The organism is Amycolatopsis sp. DG1A-15b (assembly GCF_030285645.1).
GTDB lineage: Bacteria > Actinomycetota > Actinomycetes > Mycobacteriales > Pseudonocardiaceae > Amycolatopsis.
The window spans coordinates 6,462,593-6,481,731 of sequence record NZ_CP127296.1 but is presented as its reverse complement, the minus strand read 5'-3'; the positions used below and the strand labels follow the sequence as shown (position 1 = coordinate 6,481,731).

Below are 19,139 nucleotides of genomic sequence, written 5' to 3'. Positions count from 1 at the left end.
TCAGCCGTCGCGGGTCGACAGGCGGGCGTACGCCAGTGAAAGCCCGATCACGATGTAGCAGACCGCGCGCAGCGCGCCTTCGCCCAGCATCTGCGTGCCCATCGGGTCCTGCAGGACCTCCGCCGGGGCCAGCGACCAGTTCTGCGTCAACAGGAACGGGTGCAGCCAGTCCAGCGACGTCAGGAACCCGAGGATCGTGAACACGATGTCGCCCGCCAGCACCGAAGCCACCACCAGCATCGGGTGCTCGGTCCAGCTGGAGATCGCCAGTGCCACCGCGCCGACCGCCCAGAGCTGCAGCACGACCCAGCCCGCCACCAGCAGGATCCGCGCCAGTGCGCCGCCGAAGGACAGCGTCGTGCCCGACAGCGTGAACAGCGAATCCGTGCCGTTGATGATGAGCCCGGTCACCACGCCCGTCACGCACATCGCCAGCACCGAAACGACCGACACCGTCGCGACGCCGAACGCCTTGACCGCCAGCAGCCGGCCTCGGCCGACCGGGGCGATCAGCCAGCCGCGCAGCGTACCGTGCGAGGTCTCGCCCGCGATCGCGTCCGCGCCCGCCATGGCCGAGGCCAGCGGGAGCAGCAGCGCCAGCGACATCACGATCGCCGCGATCGGCAGGACGAACGCGTTGTTGACCGCCGAAGCCAGCAGCGCTCCGCCGCCTTCGTCCGGCCCCCCGCCGGCGTTGGGGTTGTCGTCCACCAGCGTCAGCCCGATGCCGATCACCACCGGGATCAGCGCCAGCAACCCGAGCACGGCCAGCGTGCGCGGCCGCCGGAAGATCCAGCGCAGCTCCGCGGCCAGCAGCCGCGGCAACGGCACCGTGTCGTGGCCCGTGCGGGCCGCCGGTGCTTCCAGAACCGCCGTCGTCATTCCGCCCCCTCGGTCAGCCGCGCGAACAGGTCTTCCAGGCCGGTGCGGGCCCGCGTCGCCTCGTGGACCGCGACCCCCGCGCCCACCAGGACCTGCAGCACCCGCGGCGCCTCGGCCGCGGTGAGATCCGCGCGGATGCCGTCCGGCGTGAGCCGGGCGCCGATCCGGTTCTCCCGCAGCACCTCCACCGCCTGTTCCGCGTCCGGCGTGCGGACCAGCAGGGCCGCGTTCCCGGACTCGAGCAGCTCGGCCAGTTCGCCCTGCGCGACGACGTTGCCCGCCTGCAGGACGGCGACGTGCGTGCAGGTCGCCTCGACCTCGGCCAGCAGGTGCGACGACACCAGCACGGTGACGCCCTCGGCGTGCAGCTCGGCGACGATCCTGCGGATCTCCCTGGTACCAGCAGGGTCGAGGCCGTTGGTCGGCTCGTCGAGCACGACCATCTTCCGCGGCACCAGCAACGCCGAAGCGAGCCCGAGCCGCTGTTTCATGCCGAGCGAATACCCCTTGTACCGCCGTCGCGCCGCTCCGGTCAGCCCGACGCGCTCCAGCGCGGAGTCCACCGCAGCGGGAATCCCGGCCTTGGACAGCCGCGGTTCCGCCGCGGCGAAACGCAGCAGGTTGTCGCGTCCGGACAGGAACGGGTGGAAGCCCGGCCCTTCGACCAGCGCGCCGACGTCCGGCAGCGCGTGCGCGGCGGCGTCCGGCATGGGCCGGCCGAGCAGCTCGACCTCACCCTCGGTCGGCCGGACCAGGCCGAGCAGCATCCGGATGGTGGTCGTCTTGCCCGAGCCGTTCGGCCCGAGCATCCCGACGACCGCGCCCTGCGGGATGTCGAGGTCGACGTGGTCGACCGCGACGGTGCTGCCGTAGACCTTGCGCAGGCCCCGGGTCCGCGCGGCGAGCGGGACCGCCGGGGCGGAGGTCTCCGAAGAGACCTCCGCCCCGGACTCCACAGTCGTGCTGGTCACTTCTGACCCAGCGCTTCGTACAGGACCTGCTCCGGCACCGCACCGGCGGCGAACCGGCCGTCGTCGGTCAGCACCGCGCTGCCGACCTTCGTGGTGACGAGGTAGCCGCTGCCCCACGCGCCGTTGACCTTCTTCGCGAACCGCTCGAGCAGCGCCTTCGGGTCCGCGTTGCCGCCGCGGCCTTCACGACCGGACTGCTGCTTCGGCGCCGCGTTCAGCGCGTCGGCCGGGACCTTGCCGGTGACGACGGTGTCCCAGCCGTCGCCGACGACCTTGACGTCCTGCTTCGCCTGCTCGGCGAGGTCCTTGTGCTGCTGGTCGATCGTCGGCGTCTTCTCCTGCACCTTGGCGCCCTTCGGCGGGGTGAAGGTGAAGAGGTCGGCCGGCTGCTGGGTGAACTCGATCTCGGTGAAGGCCACCTCGAGCGCCGGCGTCGCCGTGCCGTTGCTCAGCACCGCCACCCGCAGCGGCATCCGCGTCTGCGAGTCGACCGCCACCCGGATCTCGCGCAGCAGCGTCCGCTCGGTCGGCTTCGGCGTCAGGACCAGCTCGTAGGCCGGGCGGCCGGCGACGCTCGCGGTGCCGTCGACCGACACCGTGCTGCTCTCGCGGACCTTCGCGAGCAGTTCCGTCGAAGCCGTCAGCGGGTCAGCCGTCTTCTCGCTGCCCGCGCCCTTCTGCTGGGCCACGTCGGCCGGGATGGTCACCTTGGTCGCGGTGTTCGTCTTGGAGCTGTAGTCCCAGACGGTGGTGCCGTCGTGGACGACGGTCTGCTGGCTCGCGCCCTGCGTGACGGCCAGCCGGCTCTTGCCGGCGCCGTCGGTGAAGATGTGCGCCGAGTCCATGTTCAGCGCCGACGCGCCCGGCACGGCGTTCCCCAGCGCGGGCAGGCCCAGGTCGTTGCTGACCTTCAGCGTGCCGTCGAACGCGCCCGGCTTCGCCTTGGCCACCGACTGGACCAGGTCTTCGGCGCTGACCTGCGGCAGCGCCGGCTTGTCGTCGGCGCTGGCCGGCATCGCGACGAACGCGAGGCCACCGGCACCGAGCGCGGTGCCGAGGACCGCGGCGGTGATGCCCTTCGTCTTCGGTTTCATGCGTCTCTCCCTGTGGTGTTCCCGGACTCGAGTGTGCCCGGCTCCCTGGCCACGACGCTTCCCTCTCGAGGCTGAGATACCCCTGAAGGTTCTCCCTCCCAGGCTGAGATCGCGCTGAGAACCGACGCACGACCTGCGCAAACCGGCCATGATGAGAATCGTGAAACCTCGGGTGCTGGTGGTCGACGACGAACCGGGTGTGCGGAAGGCGCTGCAGCGCGGGCTGCGTGCGGAGGGCATGGACGTGGTCACCGCCGCGGACGGGCCCACCGGCCTGCAGCTGGCGAGCACGGGCTCGTTCGACGTCGTCCTGCTCGACATCATGCTGCCGGGCCTGTCCGGCTACCGCGTGCTGGAGCGGCTGCGCAAGGACGGCGTGACCACGCCGGTGCTGCTCGTCTCGGCCAAGGACGGCGAGGTCGACCAGGCCGACGGCCTCGACCTCGGTGCCGACGGCTACCTCGTCAAGCCGTTCTCGTTCGTGGTGCTGGTCGCGCAGGTCCGGGCGGTGCTGCGCCGGGCCGGGCCGGAGGCCGGCCGCGGCACGCTGCGGCTCGGCGCGCTGGCCGTCGACCGCGGGCTGCGGCAGGTGCACTGGCACGACGAAGAAGTCGGGCTGAGCCCGCGGGAGTTCGCGCTGCTGGAGGTCCTCGTCGGGCGGGCGGGCACGGTCGTCACGAAGGACGAGCTGCTGCGCGCGGTCTGGGGCGAGGAGCAGGCGGTGACCCGCAACCTCGTCGAGGTCTACGTCGGGTACGTGCGCCGCAAGCTCGACGCGGTCGGGGCCGGCGCGCTGCTGCGGACCGTGCGGGGGCACGGCTACCTGGCGTCCGACGCGCAGCTCGACGAGGTCATCACCCCGTGATCCCCTGGTGGCGGGGCCGGACCCTGCAGGCCCGGATCACCGTGCTGGCCGCGACGATCACCCTGGTCTGCCTGCTCGGGCTCGCGGCACTGGCCGCGTCGAACCTCTCGCCGCGGCTCATCGGCTCGGTCGACCGCGAGCTTTCCGGAGCGCTGGGCCCGGCGGGCGCCGAGGTGAGCGCGGGCCGTCCGCTGTCCGGTTCCGCCCCGGTGACGCTGCGGGTGCTCGACATCGCGGGCACGCCGGTGGACGGCGGCACCCCGACCGGCCTGACGCCCGCGGACGTCTCCACGCTCAAGGCCGGTCAGCCGGTCCAGCGCGACGGCGCGCGGTACCTGGGCACGGTCGTCAGCGCGCCGGACGGGGCGCAGCGGCTGGTCGTCGCGGGAGCCGGCCTGGTCGGGTTCGCCGCCGCGGTGCACTACGGCGGCGTGTGGCTGGTGGTCGTCGCGGTGGTCGGCGCGCTGGTGGCGGGCTTCGCGACGTGGCTGGTGGTGCGCCTGTCGCTGCGGCCGGTCGCGCGCATGCGGGGTTCCGTGCGGTCGCTGCCGCCGGGGGCGCGGCTGGCGCTGCCGGACTCGCACGACGAGCTGCGCGCGCTGGCGGAGGAGTTCAACGCGCTGCTGGAACGGCAGGAACAGGCCAGCGACCGGCTCCGGCGCTTCACCGGAGATGCCGCGCACGAGCTGCGCTCGCCGGTCGCCTCGATCCGGGTGCAGGCCGAGGTCGCCGTCACCAACCCCGATCCGGAGCTGGCGCAGGAGACGCTGTCGGACATCTTGACCGAGGCCGAGCGGCTGTCGTCGCTGCTGGACGGGCTGCTGTCGCTGGCCCGCTCGGACGCGGGGGAGGTGCCGCCCGCTTCTCCGGTCGAGCTGGTGAGCGAGGTCCGCGCGGCGGTGGCCCGGCTCCCGGCGGGCGTCCCGGAGACGCGGGTGAGCACGGCGGTCGCCCAGGCGTGGGCGTCGGCCGCGCACGCGGAGGTGGAGCTGGTGCTGGACAACCTGCTGCGCAACGCGTGCCGCTACGCGCGCGGGCAGATCGTGGTGTCGGTGCTGGCGTCGCGGTCATCGGTGCGGGTGGTGGTGGACGACGACGGCCCGGGCATCGCGCCGGAGCACCGCGAAAAGGTGTTCGACCGGTTTTACCGCATCGCGGACGACCGGGCCCGGTCCTCGGGCGGCACGGGACTGGGCCTGGCGATGGTGGCGGAGACGGTCCGCCGCCGCGGCGGCCGCGTCCAGGTGGGCGAATCCCCGGACGGCGGCGCGCGGTTCGTGGTCGTCTGGCGCACGGCGGCCGGGGAGATCGCCGGCCCGGCCGGCTGAGCTGCGGTGGCCTGTCTTGGTGGCAGCGTGGCGGGTGGGTTGCCGGTGTGCGGCCGGGGCGTGGTGGGCCGCCGATTCGCGCCGGAGTGCCTGCCGGCGACGAGGCAGGTCCCCGGACGGCGGCGCGCGGTTCGTGGTCGTCTGGCGCACGGCCGGCGGCGGGGCTTCCGGGTAAGTTCCGGGACTGTGAACGCTGTGATCGTGGGAGCCGCCCTGGTGCGGGACGGCAAGCTGCTGGCCCAGCAGCGGGCCTGGCCGCCGAAGCACGCGGGGCAGTGGGAACTGCCCGGCGGCCGGGTCGAGGAAGGGGAGTCCGAGGCCTTCGCGCTGGCCCGCGAGTGCAGCGAGGAGCTCGACGTCGTCGTCGAGGTCGGTGACCGGGTCGGGCAGGACATCTCCCTGCCCGGTGGCCGGGTTCTCCGCATCTACGCCGCCAAGCTCGTTTCGCCCGGGGAGGAGCCGCGGGCCGTCGAGCACCGAGCCGTGCGCTGGCTCGGGCCCGACGACCTCGACGACGTCGACTGGCTGCCCGCCGACCGGATCCTGCTGCCGGCCTTCCGCGCGCTGCTCAGTGACCAGTCCGGCCAAAAGTAGGCCGCCCCGCGCTCGGCACGTGACCGTTGCTACGAAGTCATGCGGCCGTGGCTGTGGCCGGACTGGTCACCGATCGACGCAGCAGCGCCGATCATCCGCAGCGCCGCGTCGAGCCGGTGCGAGCCGCGTTCGCGAGCCCGCTCCGCGCCCGCCTTCCGCACGCGATCCAGCTCGGCGACGTCGTCGAGCAGCGCCACCGCTCGCGAGCGCAGCGGCCGCAGCTCTTCGATCACCGCGTCGGCGACGGCGTCCTTCACCGCTCCGTACGAGGAGAACTCCTCCGCCAGGTCGGCCGGCGACCCGCCACGGCAGGCGGCGAGGATCTCCAGGAGGTTCGCCATCCCCGGCCGCGTCTCCGGGGCGTGCACCGGCACCGACCCGCCGTCGGTGACCGCGCGGCGGATCTTGCGGCGGATCTGGTCGGGCTCGTCGAGCACGAACACCACGCCCACCGCGTCCCGGGCCGACTTCGACATCTTGCGCGTCGGGTCGGCCAGGTCCTTCACCCGCGCGCCGGCCGGCGGCAGCACCGCGCGCGGGATGGTGAACACCTCGCCGTAGGTGCCGTTGAACCGCTTCGCCAGGGTCCGCGTCAGCTCCACGTGCTGCCGCTGGTCCTCGCCCACCGGCACCTCGTCCGCCCCCTGCAGCAGGATGTCGGCGGCCATCAGCGCCGGGTAGGTCAGCAGCGACAGCCGCACCCCGGCCTGGCCCTTCGACTTCTCCTTGAACTGGATCATCCGCGCGGCCTCGCCGTAGTTGCAGGTGCACTCCAGGACCCAGGTCAGCGCGCCCAGTTCGCGGGCCAGGTCGGACTGGACGAACACCCGCTCGGGATCGATGCCGGCGGCGATCAGCACGGCCAGCTGTTCGCGCGCCAGGGAGCGGAGTTTCGCCGGGTTGTGCGGCGTCGTCATGCCGTGCAGGTCGGCGACGAAGTACAGGTCGTCCGCGCCGCCTTCGCGAGCCCAGCGGCGGACCGCCCCGAGGTGGTTGCCGAGGTGGACGTGACCGGAGGGCGTGATGCCGGACAGCTTGCTCATCGTGGGTTCCTTCCGAGGCGGGGGCCACCCCGGAGAAGGCACGAAAAAGGCCGCCCGTCCGGGGCGGCCACTGGCTGGTTCAGCGCAGGGTCAGCAGGCCGCCGAGGGCGGCCACCAGCTGGAGGTCTGCGCGTGCACGCCGCCGACTATAGCCCGCTCCGTCACCACTTCGCATCGTCCGGACGCGCAAGCGCGCGAGCGGAGTTACGGTCATAACCATGTATGTCGTCCTGCTGAACTACACGGCCCCGATCGAGGAAATCGACTACGCGCTCCCGGACCACGCCGAGTGGCTGAACAAGCAGTACGAACACGGCCACTTCCTGGCGTCCGGGCGGCGGAACCCGCGCACCGGCGGCGTGATCATCACGCGGCCGATGTCCCGGGGAAGCTCGACGCCATCCTGGCGTCCGACCCGTTCTGCGTGAAGCACCTCGCGCAGTACGAGGTCATCGAGTTCTCCCCGACGAAGACCGCGCCGGAGCTCCGGCTGCTCAACGAGGCCGTTCCCCACTAGCACTCAGGCGGCCAGATCCAGCTTCGCCTTCTTCAGAGCCAATACCGGGCACTTCTTGCAGCGCGGCTTCGACCGGCAGCACTTCTTCTTGACCTTGCCGGCCTTCATCAGCTTGCGCACGACCTTCCGCGGGTCTTTCGGCTTCTTGCCCATGCGCACGCACCTTCCGGATCGGCGACCCTCACCGGGTTTCCACGTTAGGCCAGCCTAACCGACAGGGGGGCGTGGGGCCGCTCACAATGGGGTGGCAGGTATCCTGGGTGAGGTCCGCGTGTGACCAGAGCCGGTCACGGATGCCTGAACGGCTTGCGCGGCCATCCAACCCTTGAAGTTCAGGAGTTCTCGCGTGCCCGCAGCCAGCGCTACCGTCGAAACCGGCCGGCCGACCGGTAAGACCCGGCCCGACCTGCGCAATGTCGCGATCGTAGCCCACGTCGACCACGGCAAGACCACGCTGGTGGACGCGATGCTCCGCCAGTCCGGCGCCTTCGCCGAGCGCGCCGAGCTCGTCGACCGCGTGATGGACTCGGGCGAGCTGGAGCGCGAAAAGGGCATCACGATCCTCGCGAAGAACACCTCGATCCACCGCCAGACGCCCGAGGGCTCCGTGACGATCAACGTCATCGACACCCCCGGCCACGCCGACTTCGGCGGCGAGGTCGAGCGCGGCCTGGCCATGGTCGACGGCGTCGTCCTGCTGGTCGACGCGTCCGAGGGCCCGCTCCCGCAGACCCGGTTCGTGCTGCGCAAGACCCTCGAAGCCGGCCTGCCGGTGATCCTGCTGGTCAACAAGACCGACCGCCCGGACGCCCGGATCGCCGAGGTCGTCGAAGAGACCCACGACCTGCTGCTCGAGCTGGCCAGCGACATCGAGGACGCCGACCACGACGCGATCCTCGACCTCCCGGTGGTCTACGCCTCCGCGCGCGCCGGCAAGGCGAGCCTGGAGCAGCCCGCCGACGGCGAGATCCCCGAGAGCGAGAACCTCGACCCGCTGTTCGACACGCTGCTCCGGCACGTGCCGCCACCCGCCGCCGACCTCGACGCGCCGTTGCAGGCGCTGGTCACCAACCTCGACGCGTCCAACTTCCTCGGCCGCATCGCGCTGATCCGCATCCACGCCGGCAAGCTGCGCAAGGGCCAAACCGTGGCCTGGATGCGCGAGGACGGCACGGTGCAGAACGTGCGCATCTCCGAGCTGCTGGTCACCGAGGCGCTCACCCGCGTCCCGGCGACCGAAGCCAGCGCCGGCGAGCTCGTCGCCATCGCGGGCATCCCGGAGATCACCATCGGCGACACCCTCGCCGACGCCGACAGCCCGGTGGCGCTGCCCCGGATCACCGTCGACGAGCCCGCGATCTCGATGACCATCGGCGTCAACACCTCGCCGCTGGCCGGGCGCAACGGCGGCGACAAGGTCACCGCGCGGCTGGTCAAGGCCCGGCTCGACCAGGAGCTGATCGGCAACGTCTCGATCCGCGTCCTGCCGACCGAGCGCCCCGACACCTGGGAGGTCCAGGGCCGTGGCGAGCTCGCGCTGGCGATCCTCGTCGAGCAGATGCGCCGCGAGGGCTTCGAGCTGACCGTCGGCAAGCCGCAGGTGGTGCTGCGCACGATCGACGGCAAGCTGCACGAGCCGTTCGAGCGCCTCTACATCGACTCGCCGGAGGAGCACCTCGGCGCGATCACCCAGCTCCTGGCGGCGCGCAAGGGCCGCATGGAGGACATGAGCGGCAACGGCAGCGGCCGGATCAAGCTGGAGTACGTGCTCCCGTCGCGCGGCCTGATCAGCTTCCGCACCGACTTCCTCACCGAGACCCGCGGCACCGGCATCGCGAACCACGTGTTCGAGGGCTACTTCCCGTGGGCGGGCGAGATCCGCACCCGGCACAGCGGCTCCTTGGTCGCCGACCGCACCGGCCCGGTCACCGCGTACGCGATGATCCAGCTGGCCGACCGCGGCACGTTCTTCGTCGAGCCGGGCGCCGAGGTGTACGAGGGCATGGTCGTGGGCGAGAACCCGCGCTTCGAGGACCTCGACATCAACATCACCAAGGAGAAGAAGCTGACCAACATGCGTCAGTCCTCCGCCGACGTGATGGAGACCCTGGCCCGCCCGCGCAAGATGGGCCTGGAAGAGGCGCTCGAGTTCTGCTCGGTCGACGAGTGCGTCGAGGTCGCGCCCTCGGTCGTCCGCGTCCGCAAGGTCACCCTGGACGTCAACACCCGCGCGAAGGAGCGTTCGCGCGCCAAGAGCCGCGACAACGGCTGATCTCCCGGCTTCGGAAAAACCTCCCGGTGCGCGTCGCCGGGAGGTTTTTTCGTGCCCGATCCCTTACGCTGGGTCGGCCGGTGGCGGACCCAGCGTCATGAATTCCGCCGTTCTTCTCCTTATATCTTTATAGGGGTCGCGGCGGTTTCAGCGCCTGGCGCCGGCCATCGACGTGAACCGTTTTCGTGTCCGGGCCGTGTTCGTTCCGCCGTTCCGGAACGGTCCGGGAACCCGGACGGTGTTCCGCGCGTCTTCTCCGATAGCGCCCACCTTGGGGCGGCGACGCCGCCCGATCCGGGTATGGGAATCTCGGTTTCGGCGGCGAAGGGGGTCGTGGGAGCATGGCTGACCCGATCGGGCGAAACTGGGAGGAACGGGGCGTGCGGGTGAATCGCAAGGCGGTGCCGGTACTGGCACTCGCGGCCGTGCTGCTCACCGCCTGTTCCAACACCCCGCCACCCCCGGTCGTGTCGTCGTCGGTCGCGCCTGTGTCCACCACCGGCAAGACGCCGTCGCAGATCGTCGTCGGCGTCGACGACGTGCTCGGCGGGTACAACCCGCACAACCTCGCGGACTCGTCCCAGGTGACCTCCGCGCTCTCGCAGCTGCTGCTGCCCTCGGTGTTCCGCCAGAAGGACGACGGCACCACCCAGCTCGACAAGAACCTGATGAAGTCCGCCGAGGTGATCTCGCAGCAGCCGTTCGTGGTGGCCTACGACATCCGGCCGGACGCCTCCTGGTCCGACGGCGCGCCCATCGCCGCCGAGGACTTCGACTACCTGCGCACCCAGCTGCGCGACCAGCCCGGCGTGCTCGGGCCCGCCGGCTACCGGCAGATCACCGACCTGCAGTCCCGCGAAGGCGGCAAGCGCGTCGAGGTCACCTTCGCCAAGCCGTACCCCGGCTGGCAGACGCTGTTCTCCGACCTGCTGCCTGCCCACCTGCTCAAGGACGCGCCCGACGGCTGGCGCGGGGCGCTCGCGTCGAACTTCCCGGCGGTCGCCGGCCCGTTCTCGATCAAGAGCCTGGACACCGCCCGCGGCGAGGTGATCCTCGAGCGCAACGAGCGCTACTGGGAGAAGCCCGCCGCGATCGACCGGATCGTGCTCCGCCGGTCGGACCAGAACACGCTGCTGGCCGCGCTGCGCAGCGGCAACGACCAGTTCGCGCTGGCGCGGACCACCGGCGACGAGCTCAAGCTGCTCGGCGAGCTCGGTTCCGCCGTGCGGCTGCACACCGTGGCCCGCCCGCTCGTGGCCGACGTGCTGCTGCGCCCGGTCAGCGCGACGCTGCAGGACGCCCAGGTGCGCGCCGGGGTGGCCGCGCTGATCGACCGCACCAAGCTGATCACCGAAGGCGTCAACGGCGGCCCGTCGTCGGCGCTCCACGCCGACGCCCAGGTGACCGCGCCGTCGGTGAAGGGCTACGCGGCGACCATCCCGCCCGGCCCGCCCACCGCGCCCGACGTCGCCAAGGCCGAGCAGTCGCTGACGGCGGCCGGCTACACCAAGACCGCGGGCACCTGGCGCAAGAACGGCCGGGCGCTCTCGCTGGTCATCGCCTCCCCGGCCACCCAGGAGCCGTACGCGACGATCGCCAAGGAGCTCACCAGCGAGCTCGCCGCGCAGGGCATCGAGGTCAACGCGATCACGCCGCAGCCGCGCGACCTGTTCAGCGGCCTGCTGGCGATGCCGGTCGTGGGCGGGGTCCAGCAGTCGACCGGCGACTCGGCGGGCAACGTCGGGATCGACATCGCCGTCGTCCCGCAGGCGGTCGGCGGCGACACCGCGTCGGTCCTCGCCTCGACCTTCGGCTGCCGCCCGGAGCAGACGGCCTCGGGCGTGGACAAGACCAAGCCCGTCGTCCCGGGCAACGCGGCCGGCTTCTGCGACCCGGCGCTGCAGCCGTCGATCGACGCGGCGCTGTCCGGATCGACCTCGGTCACCGAGGCGCTCACCACTCTTGAGCCTGAACTTTGGCGCCAGAACGTGGTGATTCCGCTGTTCCAATTGGCTGACACCCTGGCGATCGGATCGGGTATCTCCGGCGTCACGCCCGGTCCCCCGATGGTGGGCCCGTTCGGGTCGGCGGTGAACTGGACTCGCGGCCCGAAGTAATCGGTTGGCTACGCATTCAGTACTACCGGGTGATCTTCACCAACGCCTTCGAGTGGGACGTTGTGAATCCATGAGGTAACCGTCGTATTTCTGGATGTCGACTGGAAGTCACCCTTTGGTCACGATCGACCCTGAACTGGTGACTGTCGGTGCTTTTCCTTTCTAGCGTGCACCCGCAGTGCGCCAGTTGAGTGTCGCTTGGCGTGTCGTAGGCTCCGGCCCATCCAAACCGGAGCGGTGTGGGCCCTTGTCCCGATATTCAAGGGCTCAGTGCTAGGAGGGCACACTTCATGAGGAGATCCAAAGCTGTCTCCGCTTTGTCGCTCGTCGCCGGCGCTTCGCTGTTGCTGAGCGCCTGCAGCGGCGGCGATTCGGGTTCGGGCAACACCGACCAGAACGGATCGTCGACCGACGTCAAGGCGATGGCTGCCGGCAAGGCTGAGACCGGTGACCTGTTCAAGCTCGCGGCCACCCCGGGGTACGACGGCACGGTCACGGTCGGTATCGACGACGGGTACTCGGGGTACAACAACCAGACCCCGGACACCAACAGCTCGTACAACAACTACGTGCTGACCGCGGTGCTCTCCGGTACGTTGAAGCTCGACGGCAACAACAAGATCCTGCTGAACAACGACGTCTTCGACTCGTGGGACGTCACGCAGAAGGACCCGCAGCAGGTCACGTACAAGATCAAGCCGAACATCAAGTGGTCGGATGGTCAGGCGTACGACTGCAAGGACATGTACCTGGCGTGGCTGTCGCAGAGCGGCCTGGCCAAGGGCCCGGACGGCAAGAACCCGTTCAACTCGGCGTCGACCACCGGCTACTCGCTGATCAGCAAGGCCGAGTGCAAGGACCCGCTGACCTTCGTCACCGACTACAGCGAGCCCTACCTCGACTACAAGGGCCTGTTCAACTCGCCGGCGATCATGCCCGCGCACATCCTCGAGGCCAAGACCGGCATCGCGGACATCACCAAGCTGGCCCCGACCGGCGACCCGGCCCAGATCAAGGCCGCCGGTGACTTCTGGTCGAACGAGTGGAAGGGCTTCAAGGCGGACATCATGCCGTCGTCGGGCCCGTACAAGATCACCGCGTTCGACGCCAACCAGAAGGCCGTCACCCTGGAGAAGAACCCGCTGTGGGCGGGCGGCAAGGGTGGCCCGTCGAAGATCATCGTCCGCGCCATGGAAGACACCAAGGCCATGGCGACCGCGCTGCAGAACGGTGAGATCGACGTTGCCGCGTCGACCCAGCCGGACGCCACCGCGGCCCAGACGATGAAGGGCCTCGCGGCGCAGGGCGTGACCTACGGTTCGGCCTCGCAGCTGACCTACGAGCACCTCGACCTGAACTTCAAGCGGATGTTCCAGGACAAGGACCTGCGCAAGGCCTTCCTGGAGTCGGTCAACCGCAAGGAGATCACGGACAAGCTGCTCAAGGAGGTCCAGGCGGACGCGGAGCCGCTGAACAGCGTCGTGTTCTTCCAGGGTGAGCCCGGTTACACCGACCTGTACAGCAGCAAGGCGGGCCTGGGCGCCGAGGCGGCGGCCAAGACGCTGACCGACGCCGGCTGGGCCAAGGGTGCCGACGGCATCTTCGCCAAGGGCGGCCAGCGCGCTTCGTTCAAGATCACGCACAACCAGAACGCGCGCCGCAGCCAGACCGTCGAGATCATCATCTCGCAGGCCAAGGCGGCCGGCATCGAGGTCAAGGACGAGACCGACGCCAACTTCCTCAAGGGTGGCCGCGTCTCGACCGGTGACTACGACGTCGCGCTGTTCGGCTGGTCGGCCCAGCCGTTCAAGGCGGAGTCGAAGTCGATCTACGTCTGCCCGGACAAGGGTGGCGAGCAGAACTACCAGAACCTCTGCGACCCGAAGATCGACGACGCCTACAACGCTGCGGTGAAGGCGACCGACGAGCAGGTCAAGGTGCAGAAGTACCAGGAAGCCGACAAGGCCATCGCCGACGACTACGCGACCCTGCCGCTGTTCCAGACGCCGAGCATGTGGGCGTTCAAGGGCATCGACCGCGTCTACATGCAGTCGTACGACGGTGTTCTGTGGGACGCCGGCGAGTGGGAGCAGAAGAAGTAGGGCTCGTCCCGACTCTTCTTTCCCCTCGCTCCAGATGACCTGGGAGGTACCGGGGGCCGGCCACGAGCCGGGCCCCGGTACCCACCGGAAGTAGCTGTTGACCGTAGGGTTACCGCCACTACGGTAGACAACCGGGTAGCGGTCCAGCGCACTTCTGACGACCAGGCCCGGATGAGGAGCAGTTCGTTGAACCTGGTGATCTACATCCTTCGCCGTCTGGCGATATCGATTCCCGTCCTGCTGGTCGGGACTTTCTTGTGTTTCGTCATGGTCGCCGGCACCGGCGACCCGCTGGGCGAGCTGCGGCAGAACCCGACCATCAGCAAGGAAGCGCTGGCCGCCACGGCCGCCAAGCTCGGGCTGGACCAGGGCATCGTGCCCCGCTACTTCACGTGGCTCGGTGACTTCCTGACCGGGAACTGGGGCATCTCCATCGCCCAGGGCAACGCCCTGGCGCCGGTCGCACCCAAGGTGCTGGCCGCCTTCGGCGTCACCCTGAAGCTGGTCGTCGGCGCCGAGATCCTCGCGCTGATCATCGGCATCATCGTCGGGGTGCTCGCCGCGGTGAAGCAGTACTCGATCATCGACTACCTCGCGACCACCCTCGCCTTCCTGCTCTTCTCGATGCCGATCTTCTGCGTCGCGATCGTGCTGAAGCGCTACGCGATCGAGATCAACGGCTGGGTCCGCGACCTCGGCCTCGCCGACGTCCTCGGCAACCCGTGGCTGCGCACGACCAGCCCGGAGCAGCTGAAGACCGACGGCGTCGGCGACTTCATCACCAGCACCATCGGCGCGTACCTGCTGCCGACCCTGTCGATCATGGCGATCAGCTTCGCCGCGTACAGCCGGTTCCAGCGTGCCTCGATGCTCGAGGTGATGAACTCGGACTACGTGCGCACCGCCCGCGCCAAGGGCCTCGCGAACGGCCGGGTCATCTTCCGGCACGCGTTCCGCAACGCCCTGATCCCGGTGTCGACGCTGTTCTCGGTCAACTTCGGCTCGGTCCTCGCCGGCGCGATCATCACCGAGACGGTGTTCAACTGGCACGGTATGGGCACATTGCTGGTGGAAGCCGTCACGAAGAACGACACTCAGGTGATGATGGGTTGGCTCGTGGTGATCGCCAGCAGTGTCATCGTCGCCAACCTGATCGCCGACCTGATGTACGGCATCCTGGACCCGAGGATTCGCGTTGGCTGACTTGAACTCTCTTCTCGCAAGCGAAACCGCTGTCGCCGAAGGCACGCTTCCCCCGGAAGCGCTGCCCGAGCCGCGCAGCCAGGGCAAGCTGGTCCTGCGGAAGTTCCTGCACCACAAGCTGGCGATGGCGTCGACGGCCGTGCTCGTCCTGATCGTGCTGATCAGCATCCTGATGCCGCTCTTCTGGAAGCACAACTACGAGGACAGCTCGTTCGCCTCCTTCGCCAAGCCCAGCGGCGAGTTCCCGCTCGGCACGACGCAGGTCGGCAAGGACATGGTGGCGCAGGTGCTGCGCGGCACGCAGTACTCGCTCCTCATCGCGCTCACCGTGTCGATCCTGGCCACCGTGATCGGCGTCGTCTTCGGCGCGATCGCCGGCTACCTGCGCGGGTTCTCCGACTCGGCGATCTCGCGGGTGACGGACCTGTTCCTGATCATCCCGCAGATCGCCGCGGCGGCCATCCTCGCCAAGGTGTTCGGCGGCGGCTCCTGGTACATCGTCGCGCTGGTGCTGGCGGCGTTCGGCTGGATGCAGATCGCCCGGATCACCCGCGCCGAGGCGATGTCGCTGTCCCAGCGCGAGTTCGTCGACGCGGCCCGCGCGTCGGGCGCCGGAACGTTCCGGATCATCTTCAAGCACCTGGTGCCGAACATGGTCGGCAGCATCACGGTCAACGCGACCCTCGCGGTCGCGCAGGCCGTGCTGGCGGAAGCCGCGCTGTCGTTCATCGGCCTGGGTGTCCAGCTTCCGGACACCTCGCTCGGCCGCGTCATCCTGGAGAACTACGCCCAGCTGCAGACGCGGCCGGCGCTGTTCTTCGGGCCGTTCATCGTGCTCGTGCTGATTTCACTGACGATCAACTTCATCGGTGACGGTCTTCGCGACGCCTTCGACCCGCGCCAGCGGAGAATGAAGGCCTGAACGCGCGCCGCGGGGGTGACCGGTTCCGGTCACCCCCGCGTGGCGTTTCACGCGCGGATCGCCGGACCTGGGGGTTTCGGATGAATCTCGTGCTTTACGTGCTCCGCCGGCTGGTCATCTCCATCCCGGTCCTGCTGGTGGGCACGTTCCTGTGCTTCGTCATGGTCGCCAACACCGGCGACCCGCTCGGCGAGATCCGCAGCAAACCGGGGATCAGTGCCGCGGCGATCGCCGAGACCGAGCACAAGCTCGGCCTCGACCAGGGCGTCGTCGCCCGCTACTTCAGCTGGCTGGGGCACTTCCTGACCGGCGACTGGGGCATCTCCATCGCGCAGGGCAACGCGTTCGCCCCGGTCCAGCCGAAGGTGATGGCCGCGTTCAAGGTGACGCTGGAGCTGGTGCTGACGGCGTCGGTGCTGGCCCTGATCTTCGGCGTGCTGGTGGGGGTCCTCGCCGCCGTCAAGCAGTACTCGATCTGGGATTACCTGGCGACGACGCTGGCGTTCCTGATGTTCTCGATGCCCATCTTCTGCGTGGCGATCGTCCTCAAGGGCTACGCGATCCGCGCCAACATCTGGGTCCGCGACCTGGGCCTGTCCGACGTCCTCGGCGACCCGTGGCTGCGCACGACGAGCCCGGAGAGCCTCTCGGCGACCGGCGTCGGCGACGCGCTCGCGAAGTACGTCGGCGCGTTCCTGCTGCCGACGCTGTCGATCATGGCGATCACGTTCGCCGCGTACAGCCGGTTCCAGCGGGCGTCGATGCTGGAGGTCCTGGGCGCCGATTACGTCCGCACGGCGCGTGCCAAGGGCGTGTCGAACAGCCGCGTGATCTGGCGCCACGCGTTCCGCAACGCGCTGATCCCGGTGATGACGCTGTTTTCGGTCAACTTCGGCGCCACGGTGACGGGCGCGATCATCACCGAGACGGTGTTCAACTGGCACGGCATGGGCACGCTGCTGGTGGAGGCGGTCAACAAGAACGACCCGCAGGTGCTGATGGGCTGGCTGGTGGTGATCGCGGCGAGCGTGGTGATCGCGAACCTGGTCGCGGACCTGCTGTACGGCATCCTCGACCCCCGCATCCGCGTCGGCTGACGCCCGCACCCGGCCGACACGCGTACCCAACTGGACGACACGCGTACCTGAATGGACGACACGACGTCGGGCGCACGGGCCGGTGTGTCGTCCGTCCGGGTACGCGAGTTCGCCGTCTGGGTACGCGTGTCGTCCGGCCAGGTACGCGTGTCGTCCGGGGGCGTCCGCCCGAGCACGCGAATGGCCCCCGGAAACGCGGAAGGGCCCGCACCCAGCCGGGTACGGGCCCTTCCGCGCGTCGGAAACGTCAGTCGGCCACCGGGGCCAGCCTGCCGGCCTCCCAGGCCGCGCGGCGCTCGGCCTGCAGGATCGGGTCCGCGACCGGGGCCGCCGACAGCAGCCGGCGCGTGTAGTCCTGCTGGGGCGAGTGCAGCACCTGGTCGCGGGTGCCGACCTCGACCAGCTTGCCGTGCTGCATCACCGCGACGCGGTCGGCGAGCAGGTCGACCACCGCCAGGTCGTGGCTGATGAACAGGCAGGCGAACTGCAGCGACTGCTGCAGGTCGAGGAACAGGTCCAGCACGCGGGCCTGCACCGACACGTCCAGCGCCGAGGTGGGCTCGTCCGCGATGAGCAGGGCCGGGTCGAGCGACAGCGCCCGGGCGATCGCCACGCGCTGGCGCTGGCCGCCCGAGAGCTCGTGCGGGTAGCGGTTCATGTAGTGCCCGCCCAGCTCGACCTTGTCGAGCAGCGAGCGGACCCGCGCCGACAGCGCCTTGCCGGAGAGCACCTTGTGCAGCACCATCGGCTCCGCGATGGACTCGCCGATCGTCATCTTCGGGTCCAGCGTCGACGCCGGGTCCTGGAACACGATCGAGAAGAACCGTCGAAGCGGGCGGATCTCCTTCGCCGACATCGTCGTGATGTCCTTGCCCGCGATCGCGATCGTGCCCTGGGTCGCGCGCAGCAGGCCGACGGCGCAGCGGCCGACCGTCGACTTGCCCGAGCCCGACTCGCCCACCAGGCCGACGATCTCGCCCTTGGCGATGGTCAGCGAGACGTCGTCGACCGCGCGGTTCTTGGCCTGGCCGCGGCGGCCCGGGTACTCGAGCACCAGGTTCTTGATCTCGAGGGCCGGGGCGGCCTCCTCGATCACGGCCTCCAGCTCGGCGTCGGCCAGCCGGATCTCCTCGGCGATCTTGGCCGCCTCGGTGCTGTCGCTGGCGATGCCGGTGTCGTCGAGCAGGCGGCGGCCCTCGGGGCGCTGGCCGAGCACCGGGACCGCGGCGAGCAGCCGCCGGGTGTAGTCCTCCTTCGGCGACGCGAACAGCTCGCGCACCGGCGCCTCTTCGACGATCTCGCCCTGGTACATCACGATGACGCGGTCGGCCATGTCGGCGACGACGCCCATGTCGTGGGTGATCAGCACGATCGCCGTGTCGAGGGTGTCCCGCAGCTTGCGCAGCAGGCCGAGGATCTCCGCCTGGACCGTGACGTCGAGCGCCGTGGTCGGCTCGTCGGCGATGATGACCTTCGGGTCGCAGGCGATCGCCATGGCGATGACGACCCGCTGGCGCAAGCCGCCCGAGAGCTGGTGCGGGTACTGCTTGAACCGCAGCTCGGGGTTCGGGATGCCGACCATGTCGAGCAGCTCGACCGCGCGCCTGTCGGCGGCGTCCTTGGCGATGTCGAGGTGCGAACGCAGGGCCTCGCGCAGCTGCCAGCCGACCGTGTAGACCGGGTTCAGCGCCGTCATCGGCTCCTGGAAGATCATCGCGACCTGGTTGCCGCGGATCTTCTGCATGTCCTTCTCTTTGAGATCCGCCAGGTTGCGCTCGCCGAGGCGCAGCTCACCGGCGATCCGGCTGGTCTTGGGCAGCAGGCCCAGCACCGACATCGACGTGACGGACTTGCCGGACCCGGACTCCCCGACCACGGCGACGATCTCGCCGGGCTGCACGTCGAAACCGATGCCCTTGACGGCGTCCACGACGCCGTCCTCGGTCTGGAACGACACGCTCAGGTCGGAGATCGACAGAACGGATCCGGACACGCCGGCGACGTCCGCCGAAGTTGCTTCAGTGCTCACCAAGATGCCCTTCGTGGGGGTACAGACGATCGCGACGCGGCGGTCGCGACTCGCGCGAGGATAACCGAGGGTGTCCCCGACGAACGTCGGAGCACGGGAATTA

At 69.9% G+C, this 19,139-nt stretch carries 15 protein-coding genes and 1 pseudogene; 10 read left to right on the top strand and 6 right to left on the bottom strand.

The window, feature by feature from the left end:
- From QRY02_RS29700 to QRY02_RS29690, 3 genes are read right to left on the bottom strand one after another with little or no spacing between them, the layout of a single operon-like run.
- Entirely contained in the window at window positions 1-882 is an 882-nt protein-coding gene (locus tag QRY02_RS29700) for an ABC transporter permease (RefSeq protein ID WP_285986130.1), read from the bottom strand.
- A complete protein-coding gene (locus QRY02_RS29695) occupies window positions 879-1,853 on the bottom strand; it encodes an ABC transporter ATP-binding protein (protein WP_285986129.1) in 975 nt (324 codons plus the stop codon). Before QRY02_RS29695 ends, QRY02_RS29700 begins: the two co-directional genes overlap by 4 nt.
- Complete coding sequence (locus QRY02_RS29690; RefSeq protein ID WP_285986128.1) at window positions 1,850-2,947, bottom strand: LolA family protein; 1,098 nt, start codon at window positions 2,945-2,947, stop codon at window positions 1,850-1,852. Before QRY02_RS29690 ends, QRY02_RS29695 begins: the two co-directional genes overlap by 4 nt.
- A 148-nt stretch (window positions 2,948-3,095) precedes the next feature.
- Here QRY02_RS29690 and QRY02_RS29685 point away from each other — a divergent pair, with 148 nt between their 5' ends.
- From QRY02_RS29685 to QRY02_RS29675, 3 genes are all read left to right on the top strand, one after another.
- Window positions 3,096-3,812 (top strand): response regulator transcription factor, encoded by a 717-nt coding sequence (locus QRY02_RS29685; protein ID WP_285986127.1) that lies wholly within the window; start codon window positions 3,096-3,098, stop codon window positions 3,810-3,812.
- A complete protein-coding gene (locus tag QRY02_RS29680; protein WP_285986126.1) occupies window positions 3,809-5,140 on the top strand; it encodes a sensor histidine kinase in 1,332 nt (443 codons plus the stop codon). Before QRY02_RS29685 ends, QRY02_RS29680 begins: the two co-directional genes overlap by 4 nt.
- Window positions 5,141-5,326: 186 nt before the next feature.
- Entirely contained in the window at window positions 5,327-5,734 is a 408-nt protein-coding gene (locus QRY02_RS29675) for a (deoxy)nucleoside triphosphate pyrophosphohydrolase (protein ID WP_285986125.1), read from the top strand.
- Between the two features lie 29 nt (window positions 5,735-5,763).
- Here the strand turns inward: QRY02_RS29675 and trpS are convergent, their stop codons facing one another.
- Window positions 5,764-6,777, bottom strand: coding sequence for a tryptophan--tRNA ligase (gene trpS, locus QRY02_RS29670; RefSeq protein WP_285986124.1), 1,014 nt, complete (start codon window positions 6,775-6,777; stop codon window positions 5,764-5,766).
- 218 nt (window positions 6,778-6,995) lie between these two features.
- Here trpS and QRY02_RS29665 point away from each other — a divergent pair.
- Window positions 6,996-7,294, top strand: a pseudogene (locus tag QRY02_RS29665) (YciI family protein).
- Between the two features lie 3 nt (window positions 7,295-7,297).
- Here the strand turns inward: QRY02_RS29665 and QRY02_RS29660 are convergent.
- Window positions 7,298-7,447 (bottom strand): hypothetical protein, encoded by a 150-nt coding sequence (locus QRY02_RS29660; protein WP_167455137.1) that lies wholly within the window; start codon window positions 7,445-7,447, stop codon window positions 7,298-7,300.
- Window positions 7,448-7,640: 193 nt separating this feature from the next.
- Between QRY02_RS29660 and typA the strand changes: the two genes are divergently transcribed.
- The 6 genes from typA to QRY02_RS29630 all read left to right on the top strand — a co-directional run bounded on the left by typA (window position 7,641) and on the right by QRY02_RS29630 (window position 17,007).
- Window positions 7,641-9,566, top strand: a complete 1,926-nt coding sequence (typA, locus tag QRY02_RS29655; RefSeq protein ID WP_285986123.1) for a translational GTPase TypA — start codon at window positions 7,641-7,643, stop codon at window positions 9,564-9,566.
- Window positions 9,567-9,946: 380 nt separating this feature from the next.
- A complete protein-coding gene (locus QRY02_RS29650) occupies window positions 9,947-11,683 on the top strand; it encodes an ABC transporter family substrate-binding protein (RefSeq protein WP_285986122.1) in 1,737 nt (578 codons plus the stop codon).
- Between the two features lie 290 nt (window positions 11,684-11,973).
- Window positions 11,974-13,785: an ABC transporter family substrate-binding protein gene (locus QRY02_RS29645; RefSeq protein ID WP_285986121.1), complete on the top strand. Its 1,812-nt coding sequence runs from the start codon at window positions 11,974-11,976 to the stop codon at window positions 13,783-13,785.
- A gap of 186 nt (window positions 13,786-13,971) precedes the next feature.
- On the top strand, window positions 13,972-14,988 hold the full coding sequence (locus tag QRY02_RS29640) for an ABC transporter permease (protein ID WP_285986120.1): 1,017 nt from the start codon (window positions 13,972-13,974) through the stop codon (window positions 14,986-14,988).
- Window positions 14,981-15,910 carry an ABC transporter permease gene (locus QRY02_RS29635; protein ID WP_285986119.1) on the top strand — a complete coding sequence of 310 codons (930 nt, stop codon included), beginning with the start codon at window positions 14,981-14,983 and terminating at the stop codon, window positions 15,908-15,910. The genes QRY02_RS29640 and QRY02_RS29635 overlap by 8 nt, the downstream gene beginning before the upstream one ends.
- Before the next feature lie 80 nt (window positions 15,911-15,990).
- The gene (locus QRY02_RS29630; RefSeq protein ID WP_285986118.1) at window positions 15,991-17,007 is read left to right on the top strand and encodes an ABC transporter permease; all 1,017 of its coding nucleotides are present in this window, start codon (window positions 15,991-15,993) and stop codon (window positions 17,005-17,007) included.
- 247 nt (window positions 17,008-17,254) lie between these two features.
- Here QRY02_RS29630 and QRY02_RS29625 read toward each other — a convergent pair whose 3' ends face one another.
- Window positions 17,255-19,036 carry an ABC transporter ATP-binding protein gene (locus QRY02_RS29625; RefSeq protein WP_285986117.1) on the bottom strand — a complete coding sequence of 594 codons (1,782 nt, stop codon included), beginning with the start codon at window positions 19,034-19,036 and terminating at the stop codon, window positions 17,255-17,257.
- Between the last annotated feature and the right edge of the window lie 103 nt (window positions 19,037-19,139).